Source organism: Bradyrhizobium sp. 190 (assembly GCF_023073415.1).
Classification (GTDB): Bacteria; Pseudomonadota; Alphaproteobacteria; order Rhizobiales; family Xanthobacteraceae; genus Bradyrhizobium.
Map to the genome: position 1 here is coordinate 75,896 of NZ_JADPJL010000012.1, position 11,446 is coordinate 87,341.

The following is an 11,446-nucleotide window of genomic DNA, read 5'->3' on the forward strand; positions in this document are numbered from 1 at the left end:
GATCGGTGAGATCGGGTGATGATGGGCTGAAGTCGCAATTGTGCCTGCACCAATCCGTACCTTGGCGCTCGGAGCCTTTGCAACGGTATGTCAACCAGGGGCAGGTAGCATTCTCGTCAGGCCTTGATCGTCGCTTACTCGGGCCAGGGCCGTCGTGGCCGGCCCCTTTGGATTTGGACCGATGGATTATCAGGCGTTCACCAACGATAGCCTCACCATGATGTACGAGGGCATCCGTGGCGCGCTCGCCTCTGATGATGCGCAAAAAGCGGGAGGCGACCAGCCCCGGTTTGGCATTCGGGAAACACCCGATTGGAGAAAGCACGCGGCCAATCTGGAGAGCGAGATGCTTCGGCGCGGCATGTATTTCGAGATCATCGACTGGTCGGAGGACCAGGCGCAGCTTCCGTTCTAGTCCGGCTGAACGCCGAGCTTTTGCCCGGCGTTCCACTTGCCGCGATCGAGCGCCACCCAGGATGATGCTGCCGGGCGCATTCGTGATCTCTCAGCCGCCGAACCGCTCGATCACATCCGCGAGCGGGATATGGCCGACACAAGCACCTGTACCCGAGCCGATGTCTCCGCTCTCCAACGCCGTTGCATAGATGACGGCAGGCTCGGCCTCGATGCGTCGGCGCAGGGCGGCGAGTTTTGGCCATTGTGCCGGGTCGGCGACCTGATGGAAGTCGAGCCATCGCGCGACGCCGACCAGAATGCCGTCGGCCAGCGTCGGCCGCTCGCCGATGAGAAAAGGATCATCCCCGATCATGGCCTCGAGCTTGTCGTGCCGCTCGATCACCCGTGCAGCGCCGAACTCGCGCAGCGATGCCTGCATTTGCGGATTCGGTTCCGCCATCTCCATCGCGACCCAAAGCGGAGAGAAGGCGCCGGTGAAGCCCGTGTTAACAAAGGCCATCAACTGGTGCATCCGGTCTGCTTCCGGCGACAGAGGCACGAAGCTGATGCGCCGCTCGCTGTCTCTTGCCTCGAGCCAGCCGGCGATCGCCATCGTTTCGGTCAGCACTCGCCCCGCATCCGTGATCAGGGCCGGCGTTTCATGCCGGGCATTGATGCGGGCATAGGAAGCGTCACGCATCTCGCCGAGCATATCGACACGGCAAAGCCGATAGGGTTTGCCAAGCCATTCGAGGGCGGCGACAAGCCCCATCGAGCTTCCGGCCGGGAAGCCATAAACAAGAATCGGTTCCATTGGTATGTTCTCCGTGATTTCTGCTGATCACGCTGCGCAGCGTGGCTGGAATCTACGGATCACAATCGCCGAGTAAATGACGCACCTTTTTGTAACCACGAGTGATCGGATGAAAGATCTCGTCTCCCGCTGTCCCATCGAAGAAGTGATGCAGGTCGTGAGCGGTCGCTGGCCCGGTCTGCTGATCTACTACCTGAAGCAGGGCACGAAACGCTTCAGCGACCTGCGCAGGGACAACCCTGCCATCTCGCACAAGATGCTGACCATGGAGCTTCGCAAGCTGGAGGACGCCGGCATTGTCGCGCGCAGTGAATTCGAGGGATATCCGTTGCGCGTGGAATATGATCTGACGCCGGCTGGTCTCCAGCTCGTGCCGCTGCTTGATGCGCTGGGTAGCTGGTGGGATGCGACAGCCGCTGGCCGGGGTCATGGCAGCACGTTACCGGTCGAGGTGACGGAATAATCGCAGGGCGCGCTACGTCAGCCCTCCGGCAACCCCGCCGCCGCCATCAACTGCATGATCCGTTCGGCCGCCTCGATATAGACCGGACTGGAATTCTTCCTGGGCGTCGGGACGTTGCCCACGGTCGAACCGGGTCGTATTTCACGGCCCTTTTCCATCGCCGCTCTGGCTTCATCAGTCTTGCCCAGTTGCTGATAGGCCGCCGCCAGCAGCATATGCGTGCGACCACTGGCGGCGGTGATCGCGATCGACTTCTGCAGCCACGGCACGGCGTCTTCGGCGCGGCCCATCAGCATGTTGGCCCAACCCGCACCGATCATCCACGTCCAGCGCGACACTTGCGGCGTGTCGAACCGGTCCGCCTGCTTGAACGTCGCCAGCGCGTCCTCGAAACGTCCGGTCTGGATCTGCGCGAGGCCGACATGATACAGCGCGATCCCGTTCCACGGATCGAAGCTCAGGGCTCGCGCGCAGGCCACGAGACTTGCGCGAAACTGGTTGGTCGCGTTGAGGAAGCGGCAATAGGCCTCGTGCGCTGGAATATGATTCGGCTTTGCCCGCAGCGTCTGCTGCAGCATCGCCTCGGCCTTGCTCTCCGCCGTCTCGCGCTCGGGTGAGGTCAGCCAGACCATCTGCACGCCGCGCATCAGCAGCGCGGCCAGCGCCACCTGTATGTCGACATTGTCAGGCTCTTCGGCCAGCGCCTTCTCCAGCATGGCCTGCGCCGCCTGAAAACGTTCCGGCGAGGTCTGGTTGATATGGGCGGTGGCCTGTTCGATCACGACCTTGCTCTTCGCGGATCGCGTGTCGGCATTCAGAAGTTCGTTGATGCGCAGCGCCAGAGCGTGACCGACGCCCGCCGCGAGCCGGGACTGCTGCATCTGCAGGTCCGTGTCCGCGGGGTTGACCTGATATGACGCGGTCCACTTGACCTCGCCGGTTGCCGCCTCCGTCATGCGCGTCCGTATCGTCCAGGCCTGCTCGCTCTTCTGCAGTTCGCCCTTCACCACGAAGTCGGCCTTCGGTGCACCCGTTTCCGGAGCCAGCACGCGGATGTTTTCGATCTTCGCCAGCCCGTCGGTGAGGCGGCCGCTCACGTCGGCCGCCATCTGGGCAACGAGGGGATCGTTGCTCGCATCGGCGATCGGCATCACGGCGATACTTGTCGGCCCGCGCGCAAAGATCAGGCCGGGGCGCAGCATCCACACGGCGACCGCCGTGCACAGGATGGCGAGCCCCGCGACAGAAGCGAACGCGATGCGACGCCGGCTGAAGTCGAAAAACCGCTTCGCGGGTTCACGGTTGGTTGCGACCGCCGCCGTCGTGTCTGGTGCGACCCGCTCCGGCTGGCTGACGGGCGCAATTTCCGGCGCGGCCGGGGCGGCGACCTCGGTCACGCCGGCCTCGGTCGCTTGGGCTCCCGCCACCTCGGCCTGGAACAGATAACCGCGCCCCGAAATCACCCGGACCACCTGGCGCTTGTCGTCGCCGAGCGCAGTGCGGATTTCGCGGATGCACTGGAACAGGCTGTCCTCGCCGACATGGACGTTCGGCCAGGCGGCTTCCATCAACTGTTGCTTGCTCAAGACGCGGCCGGCATTCCCGGCGAGCAGCCGCAATATCTCCAGGGTCTTGGGCCGGAGCTTGACCGTCTCGCCATCGGGCCGGCGCAGCTCGGCGCGCTCCGAATCGAGCTCGAAACCAGAAAAGCGCAGCACCCGTCCCCTCCCACCGGCAGCTGTCCCCATTTAGTCTCCGGATCGACCGAAAAAATGTACCCAGACGCACAGGGACGCCGAATATCAGAAAAATTTCAGAATGTCTCGACAGCCGTTTCAGGACGTTCCCGGCGCGAAATGAGAGGAAAGGGGAGTTGAAGTGGGGAGTCGTGCCGAATGGGGACTGCGATGCCGGACAGGCGCGCGGACCTCTGACGGCCGGGGGCAGAACATGTTCGGTACACGTTATTATTACGCCGCCACGCGCGGCATCGGCGGCAGGCGGTTGCGTGCCGCGCTCCTGGCCTCGTCGGCGCTGGCCTTGGCCTGGACGCTACCGGCGACGCCTTCCCGCGCGCAGGACGCGACCTGGCTGACCAATCCGGGGTCGGGCGACTTCTTCGACGCCAACAACTGGAGCCCGAACAGCGTGCCGATCGGCACCGCCACCTTCGGCACATCAGCCACGACCACGCTGACGCTTGGCACCGCCGGCAGCATCGGCGGCTTGACGCTCAATGCCGGAGCCTCGGCCTACACATTTGACGTCACCGCCAATCAGACCTTCACCGGCGCCGGCATCGTGATCAACGGCGGCGGCGCGACAATCAATTTCAACTCCGGCACGAACAATTACTTCGAAGGCAGCAGCGCGGCCGGCAATGCCACGATCAACCTCAGCGGCAGCGGCCTGATCTTTCGCCACACGAGCACGGCCGGCAGCGCCGCCATCACCAACAGCAGCGGGACCCTCCAGACCGCCAACACGGGTTCGCTCGGCAATGCCACCATCACCAATAACGCCTACCTTTACCTCCAGGACAGCAGCACGGCCGGCAGTGCGACGATCACCAATAGCCAAACGATATACTTCTATTACAGCTCGACGGCTGGGACCGCCACGATCGTTAACAATAACAGTCTGAATTTGTGGCAAGACTCCAACGCCGGCAGCGCGCACATCACCAACGCCGCCGCAGCCCAGTTCAATATCGAACACAACAGCACACTGGCCAACGCCACGGTGATCAATAGTGGTCAGATGGCTTTCTGGGGCAGCGGTCCCGGCAACCTCTCGACGGCCGGCAACGCGACGATCACCAACAATGCGGGCGGCACAATCGAATTCCGCAACGCCAGCACGGCGGGCGGCGCCACGATCACCAATAACTGGGGCCTGCAATTCGTCAACGCCAGCACGGCCGGCAGTGCCACCATCACCAACAACCGCGGCATTGGCTTCTATGACACCAGCACGGCGGGCAGCGCCACCATCACCATCACCAACAGTGGCACCCTGGGATTCAACGACGCCAGCTCGGCCGGCAGCGCCACCATCACCAACAGCGGCAGCCTGGGATTCGGCAACACCGGCACGGCAGGCAACGCCAACGTCACCAACAATAACAACCTTGTCTTCGGCGGCACCAGCACGGCGGGCAACGCCAATATCACCAACAACAGTCTCCTGAGCTTCTTCGACACCAGCACGGCCGGCAGTGCCGCCCTTGTCAACAATTCCGGAGGCACGGTCGATTTCTCGAACAGCACCGGCCCGAACGGCGACGGCAGGCTGAGCGCGGGATCGATCGCGGGGGCCGGCAGCTATCTCCTCGGTGCCAATGAGTTGACGGTCGGCTCAAACAATCTCTCGACCGAGGTAGGCGGCGTCATCTCGGGCAGCGGCTCGCTGGTCAAGATCGGCACGGGCATCCTGACGTTGTCGGGCGTCAACGCCTATAGCGGCTCCACGGCGGTCGATGGTGGCACGCTGGCGGTGAACGGCTCGATCCTGTCATCGTCAGGGGTGACCGTGAATGCCGGCGGCTCGCTCGGCGGCACCGGCACCGTCGGCAACACCACCATCATGAGCGGCGGCAATCTGGCGGCCGGCAATTCGATCGGCACGCTCTCGATCAACGGCAATCTCACCTTCAATGCCGGCGGCATCTATACCGTCGAGGTCTCGCCCAGCGCCGCCGACCGCACCAATGTCGCGGGCGCCGCGACCCTCACCGGCGCCACCGTGCAGGCAGTCCCGCTGATGCCCGCCAGCTTCAAGGCCCAGACCTACACCATCCTCAACGCCAGCGGCGGGTTGGGCGGCACCGAGTTCGCCGGCCTCGACGTCATCGGGAGCTTCCGTCCAGGCGCACGCAATCCGCACCTGAACTATGATGCCAACAGCGTCTATCTCGTGCTTGATCCCGGCGAGATCATCCTGCCGTCCGGCACGAACGGCAACCAGTCAAGCGTCGCCGCCGGCATCAACCGAGCCGTGCTCGGCGGCGCCACGCCGCCGGCGGCCTTCGACATCCTGCTCAATCTCGACGGCGCGCCGCTCAAGAATGCGCTGACGCAGATCTCCGGCGAGACGGGGACCGGTGCGCAGCAGAACACGTTCACTGCAATGACCATGTTCATGGGGCAACTGACCGACCCGTCCATCGCGGGGAGGGGTGATGCAAACGCACCCGCTGGCGCGTCTTCGTTCGCCGCCGCTGACGCCGGCGCAGCGAAGCGCGCCGGGACGGCGCGCGACGCCTTTGCCGCAATCGCACCGGCGACGCCGCCTTTGAGCTTCGAACAGCGCTGGAGCGTCTGGGCGGGCGGTTACGGCGGCGGACAGACCACCGACGGCAACAGCGTGACCGGAACCGGCACCGCGACCAGCCGGATCTATGGCGGCATCGGCGGCGCCGATTATCGCATTTCACGGGATACGCTGGTCGGCTTTGCGCTGGCCGGCGGTGGAACCAGCTTCAGCGTCGCCAATGGCGGCAGCGGCCGTTCCGATCTGTTCCAGGCCGGCGCGTTCGCGCGTCACCAACTCGGCGCGGCCTATCTCCTGGGCGCGCTGGCCTATGGCTGGCAGGACGTGACCACGGATCGTACCGTGACAGTCGCGGGCATCGACCGGCTACAGGCCCGCTTCAAGGCCAATACGTTCGCAGGCCGCGTCGAGGGCGGCTACCGGTTCACAACGCCGTGGATGGGCCTCTCGCCCTACGCCGCAGGCCAGGTGACGTCGTTCCAACTGCCGGCCTATGCGGAAAGCGTGCTGTCCGGCGCCAACAATTTCGCCCTGAGCTACGGCGCGAAAACCGTCACCGCCTCGCGCAGCGAATTGGGTTTGCGCACCGACAGATCATGGGCCGTAAACGACGCGATCCTGACACTGCGCGGCCGCGCCGCATGGGCGCATGATTTCAACCCCGATCGCGCAGCCGCCGCGACCTTCCAGACCCTGCCGGGCGCGAGTTTTGTCGTCAACGGCGCAGCCCAGGCGAAAGACGCTGCGCTGGCCACCGCCTCCGCCGAAATGAAATGGCGCAACGGCTTCTCGGTCGGCGCCACCTTCGAAGGCGAATTCTCCAATGTCACCCGCAGCTACGGCGGCAAGGGCGTCGCGCGCTATGTGTGGTGAATTTCACAATCGGACCGGTATTTGCATGCTAAAATTAATTCGCCCCGCCCACGAGCAGGCCTTTGAAGCCGCCGATCAGCCCGCAGAGCAAGGATCGAACAGCATGGACGATGTCCTGAACCTCGCCCGGGTCAAGGCTGAACTGTCCTATCTCAATCGTCTGGACGAAATTCGCGAGATCAATGTGGCGAGTTTGAAGCGCCTGAAGGAAGCCCGTGACGCTCTCCTTGGCAGGGGAAGTGAAGTCGCGGAGATATCAACCTCACGAAGACTCTAGAGCCGCCGATTCCGCGTCTGCGGACGACGGCCGGGCGGCGGTGTATCCCCGTCATTGCGAGCGCAGCGAAGCAATCCATGCCTCGGCGCAGGGAAAGATAGATTGCTTCGCTGCGCTCGCAATGACGGTTGAGATCAGCCGCTCGTCACATGCACGCCTGGCTTCTGCCCCGCATTCCACTTGCCACCGATCGCCCGTTCGATCTGCGCCGCCAGTTGCAATAGCAACCCGTCATTGGCTTGCTTTCCGATCGCCTGGATGCCGAGCGGCAGGCCGTGCTCGTGGGTGGCGAGCGGCAGCGAGATCGCGGGGATGCCGCAGAGATTGGCGAGCGGCGTAAAGGCAAAATTGCGCCAGAGATTGCCGAACCAGTCCAGCACGTCGGGATTGTCGCTGATCGTCAGATATTCCGTGGTGCCGACCTTCGGCGTCGGCAGCGCCGTGATCGGCGTCAGGATGATGTCCCAATCCTCGAAGAAGGCGCCGAAGCCGCGCGAGGTCGTGTTGAACACCGCCTGCATCCGTGCCCGGTCGGCATAGCTCGTGTTCCGGCCATGCTCCCAGATCCGGATGTTGATGGGCTCGATCAGATCTTCCGGCGGTTTCTCCAGCCCGCGCGCCGCCAGCATGTTACCGATGACGACGGCAAAATTGCTGATGTAGCAGGTGGTCTGCGCCGCAAAGGCTTCGCGATAGTCCAGCTCCGGCAGGGCGTAGTCGACGTGATGGCCGAGGCCTTCGAGGAAGCGTCCGACCTTCTGCAGCTCGGCCGCGATATGCGGCGTCGCGCGGTAATCGCCCCATTGGTACGACAGTGCGATTTTCAGCCGTGCCGGATCGCGCGCGATCATCCGAGTGTAGGGCTCGGGCGGACTCCAGAACGGCATGAATTCGCCGGGCGCCGGACCGCGGCAGGCGTCGACGAAGGCCGCGGTGTCGCGCACCGTGCGCGACTGGCAGCCCTGGATGGAGACCAGCCCGCTGAGGTCGGACAGAAGCGGCGACAGCGAGAACACGCCGCGCGAAACCTTCAGCCCGATATTGCCGTTGACCCCAGCGGGAATGCGGATCGAGCCGCCGCCATCGGTGGCATGCGCGATTGGGACCGTGCCTGCGGCGACCATCGCGGCGCTGCCGGCGGACGAGCCGCAGGTGGTGTAGTCGGTATTCCAGGGGTTGCGCGTGACGTAGACGGCGGGATTGTCCGCCGAGCTGCAGACCCCGAATTCCGGTGTGGTGGTGCGGCCGATCAGATTGAGCCCGGCCCCGCGCATCTTCCTGGTCATGAACGTGTCGGCGGTGGCGCGATTGCCGCGCATGTAAAGCGAGCCCATTTCCTGCAGGCGGCCCTTCATTGTCGGGCCGAGGTCCTTCATCAGGAATGGAAGTCCGGCAAACGGCCCGTCGAGATTGGTGCCGTCGGTGCCGGGGTCTGCGACCGCATCCTCGAAGATTTCGACGACGGCTGAAAGCGCGGGATCGACTTTGGCGATGCCGGCGGCCGCCTGCGCGGCCAGCTCCGCGGCCGTCAGTTCACCCTTTGCGACGCGCGCAGCCAGCGCAACGCCGTCGTGATCAGCCCATTCGTCCCAGCTCATCGGCAAGTTCATGCAATCGGTCCCCTCGGAAAATAGCTCGGACCTTAAAACATGATCGGGGAAAAGGCGGAACTTTTTTCACCGGTCCGCTGACCGGTTCATCGCGGCCTTTCGTGACGGAAGCTGAGCGGCAGCGTCTTTCAGGAACGGAAATCTATGCTGCGTACGATGATGCCGGGGGGAGTGCCTTCGAACTCCCGCGCCTCGAATTTGCGGGACGCGCACGCCTCGATCCGGTCCCGCAACCGCGCGAACTGTTCCTCGCGCCGGTTGGCCGGCGTCCGCGGCACGTGTTCCAGATCATCCATCGCCGAGGCGCTGACGGCGCAGGGCACTTCCCGAGCGCCGTCCATCATGGAAAACAGCAGGACCATCCGGTCATCGTCATAGCCCCGGATGTTGCCGCGCGCGAACGTCATCAGGCTTTCCTCTCGAAACGGAACGATCTTACCATCGACCCCTCCAGTTAGCCCTTCCTTTTTGTTGCCGGCGGCGGATTGATCTCCGCGATCCTGCGCAGGCAGTCCGCTTCGGAAGAATGCGGGCCCGAGACGAAGGTTCCACTGACCTTGGTCGAGTACCAGCCGGACTCCACCCCGAGACGGAGCGATTCTTCGGTCATGACGTGACGTGGCGAGAGATTTTGCATCAGGTGCTTTCGGGTTACGCCGTTCGATCCTGGTCGGGACGGCTGGATGAAGGAGGGCGGTGGTTGCAGCTGAACATTGGTCTGTTCAGGTCGATTCTCCCGAGAGCCGGGCGAGGTCCGCAAGCACCGCGGCCACGAGGTCGCGGTGATGGGTGTCGGTCGCCGGCAGACCGGCGGAATATAGGTTGAGCACGTAACGCGCCTTGGCCACCGCTTCGGGCCACGAGGTGGCTGGCGCGCCGAGGATCTCGATTTCGACAACGCCCTGCTTGTCACGCAGCAGTTTTGCGTTGGCCTCGACTTCGGCAATCACGCGACGGATATCGGTTGCCTTCTGCGCCGCCATGCCGCGATGCTTGTCGAGTTCGATCGGGGTCTCAGTCATGCGGCGCGCTCGCGTCGATGCGTCGCGCGTCGGACAGATCGATCGAACTGATCGAGATCATTTCCATCGCGGAACGTTGCGGCGGCGCACCGGGCACCATGATCATGGTGGCGACACGCCGAAAGCTCGGAAACGAAAGGCCCTCGATCATCTCCTCATCCGTGATGACTTCGTAGGCTCCCGGTGCGAGCTGCCGGTCGATACCCTTGATGCGGAACGGGTGCCTGAAATGAACCGTTTCCCGTCGCGAGCGCATGGTCATGTCCGCAGCTCGGCGTATCTGCGCACGAAGACATGATGTTTTTCGGACATCGTCGAACCGTGCGCGCTTTTGCAGCAATTAGCCATCGTTTTCTCTGCTGCCGGCCGCATTTAATCGAATAACCCGGCCAAAGCCTTGTATTGGGTGGTTTCGTAGCCATTTCGAGCAGTCAGCAGCCTGAAAGGCATTTCGAGTGAAGCTTCGCGTCGGATTCGAAATGCTCTACGACTTCCCGCAGCCGACGCCGATGATCATGGTGCTGGGCACACACTTCAGCCGTGCGTCCGATGTCATCGTGCCGGACTTCCTCACCACCGACCCGGTCGTCGAGATCACCCCCTATCGCGACATGTTCGGCAATTGGTGCAGCCGCATGGTCGCGCCGGCCGGCCGCGTGCGTCTTGCGGCCGATGGCGTCGTTCGCGACAGCGGCCTTCCCGATCCGGTGTTTGCTTCGGCGATTCAGCATGCGGTCGAGGATCTGCCCGCGGATACCCTGGTCTATCTGCTCGGCAGCCGTTATTGCGAGACCGACCGGCTTTCGGAAATCGCCTGGCAATTGTTTGCGAACACGGCGCCGGGCTGGGCGCGGGTTCAGGCGATCTGCGATTTCGTTCACCGTCACATCGCCTTCGGATACGAGCACGCGCGCGCCACGCGGACGGCGTGGGAGGCTTACGAGGAGGGTAAGGGCGTCTGCCGCGACTACGCCCATCTCGCCGTCGCGTTCTGCCGCTGCATGAACATTCCCGCGCGCTATTGCACGGGCTATCTCAGCGACATCGGCACGCCAAAACCCTGGGCCGCAGGCGATTTCGCCGGCTGGTTCGAAGCCTATATCGGCGGGCACTGGCGCACCTTCGATCCTCGCAACAACGTGCCGAGGATCGGCCGCATCCTGATCGCACAGGGGCGCGATGCCTCCGATGTGCCGATCACCCAGACTTTCGGGCCCAACACATTGGCCGGCTTCAAGGTCTGGACCGACGAGGTTGCGTGATACGGATCGTCCCGCGTGATAACCGCGCGACAGCGAGCTTTTGCTAGCTCAACAAGGTGCGCACCTTCATGGCGGCATCGTAGACCTGGACCTGAAGCATCGGATAAGCGGTCTTCAGCTTTCGGCCGGAGACTTCGGCAGCCTCGGCGGTGTCGAACTCCGACTTGAAATGGCCGTCGACGATCGTCGCGAACCCTTCGGTCGGAGGCCTGTCGGCCCGCACCGCCTTCTTCGGTTCCGGCTCGTCGATGGATAGCAGTGGCTTCTTCATCGTCATTCCTTTCGCGTTCACCGCAATATTCCTTTCGCGTTCACCGCAATTATTCGATCTGCGTGGAAGCTGGTTTCAAAAGCCGCGGCCGGCGCATGCGTGATGCGCATCCCCCGTCACTGCGGAGTTACCACTGGACAATAACTGCTCCAGCGATCAGGAGGCCAAGAAGCACCGGCACCAGGA

The 11,446-nt window shown here is 63.6% G+C and carries 13 protein-coding genes; 5 read left to right on the plus strand and 8 right to left on the minus strand.

Annotated elements, in window-relative coordinates; all coding sequences use genetic code 11:
• The first annotated feature begins 181 nt into the window (after positions 1 to 181).
• Positions 182 to 415, plus strand: coding sequence for a hypothetical protein (locus tag IVB22_RS09440; protein WP_247517059.1), 234 nt, complete (start codon positions 182 to 184; stop codon positions 413 to 415).
• Between the two features lie 90 nt (positions 416 to 505).
• On the opposite strand, the gene IVB22_RS09445 is transcribed toward IVB22_RS09440, so the two are convergent.
• Complete coding sequence (locus IVB22_RS09445; protein ID WP_247517060.1) at positions 506 to 1,210, minus strand: glutathione S-transferase family protein; 705 nt, start codon at positions 1,208 to 1,210, stop codon at positions 506 to 508.
• A 109-nt stretch (positions 1,211 to 1,319) separates the two neighbouring features.
• On the opposite strand from IVB22_RS09445, the gene IVB22_RS09450 reads away from it, so the two are divergent.
• Entirely contained in the window at positions 1,320 to 1,673 is a 354-nt protein-coding gene (locus IVB22_RS09450) for a helix-turn-helix domain-containing protein (RefSeq protein WP_247517061.1), read from the plus strand.
• 17 nt (positions 1,674 to 1,690) lie between these two features.
• Here the strand turns inward: IVB22_RS09450 and IVB22_RS09455 are convergent, their stop codons facing one another.
• Positions 1,691 to 3,421 (minus strand): tetratricopeptide repeat protein, encoded by a 1,731-nt coding sequence (locus IVB22_RS09455; protein ID WP_247517062.1) that lies wholly within the window; start codon positions 3,419 to 3,421, stop codon positions 1,691 to 1,693.
• Positions 3,422 to 3,623: 202 nt separating this feature from the next.
• Between IVB22_RS09455 and IVB22_RS09460 the strand changes: the two genes are divergently transcribed.
• Together IVB22_RS09460 and IVB22_RS09465 are read left to right on the plus strand one after the other, a co-directional pair.
• Positions 3,624 to 6,818, plus strand: coding sequence for an autotransporter domain-containing protein (locus IVB22_RS09460; protein ID WP_247517063.1), 3,195 nt, complete (start codon positions 3,624 to 3,626; stop codon positions 6,816 to 6,818).
• Positions 6,819 to 6,921: 103 nt separating this feature from the next.
• A complete protein-coding gene (locus IVB22_RS09465) occupies positions 6,922 to 7,095 on the plus strand; it encodes a hypothetical protein (RefSeq protein WP_247517064.1) in 174 nt (57 codons plus the stop codon).
• A gap of 134 nt (positions 7,096 to 7,229) precedes the next feature.
• On the opposite strand, the gene IVB22_RS09470 is transcribed toward IVB22_RS09465, so the two are convergent.
• From IVB22_RS09470 to IVB22_RS09490, 5 genes are all read right to left on the minus strand, one after another.
• Entirely contained in the window at positions 7,230 to 8,705 is a 1,476-nt protein-coding gene (locus tag IVB22_RS09470; RefSeq protein ID WP_247517065.1) for an amidase, read from the minus strand.
• 128 nt (positions 8,706 to 8,833) lie between these two features.
• Positions 8,834 to 9,112 (minus strand): DUF1488 domain-containing protein, encoded by a 279-nt coding sequence (locus IVB22_RS09475; RefSeq protein ID WP_247517066.1) that lies wholly within the window; start codon positions 9,110 to 9,112, stop codon positions 8,834 to 8,836.
• Between the two features lie 47 nt (positions 9,113 to 9,159).
• A complete protein-coding gene (locus tag IVB22_RS09480; RefSeq protein ID WP_247517067.1) occupies positions 9,160 to 9,342 on the minus strand; it encodes a hypothetical protein in 183 nt (60 codons plus the stop codon).
• An 85-nt stretch (positions 9,343 to 9,427) separates the two neighbouring features.
• On the minus strand, positions 9,428 to 9,727 hold the full coding sequence (locus IVB22_RS09485) for a hypothetical protein (RefSeq protein WP_247517068.1): 300 nt from the start codon (positions 9,725 to 9,727) through the stop codon (positions 9,428 to 9,430).
• Positions 9,720 to 9,989, minus strand: a complete 270-nt coding sequence (locus IVB22_RS09490) for a hypothetical protein (RefSeq protein WP_247517069.1) — start codon at positions 9,987 to 9,989, stop codon at positions 9,720 to 9,722. The genes IVB22_RS09485 and IVB22_RS09490 overlap by 8 nt, the downstream gene beginning before the upstream one ends.
• A gap of 193 nt (positions 9,990 to 10,182) precedes the next feature.
• Here IVB22_RS09490 and IVB22_RS09495 point away from each other — a divergent pair, with 193 nt between their 5' ends.
• The gene (locus IVB22_RS09495; protein WP_247517070.1) at positions 10,183 to 10,989 is read left to right on the plus strand and encodes a transglutaminase family protein; all 807 of its coding nucleotides are present in this window, start codon (positions 10,183 to 10,185) and stop codon (positions 10,987 to 10,989) included.
• A gap of 43 nt (positions 10,990 to 11,032) precedes the next feature.
• Here IVB22_RS09495 and IVB22_RS09500 read toward each other — a convergent pair whose 3' ends face one another.
• Entirely contained in the window at positions 11,033 to 11,260 is a 228-nt protein-coding gene (locus tag IVB22_RS09500; protein ID WP_247517071.1) for a hypothetical protein, read from the minus strand.
• Positions 11,261 to 11,446 lie beyond the last annotated feature (186 nt).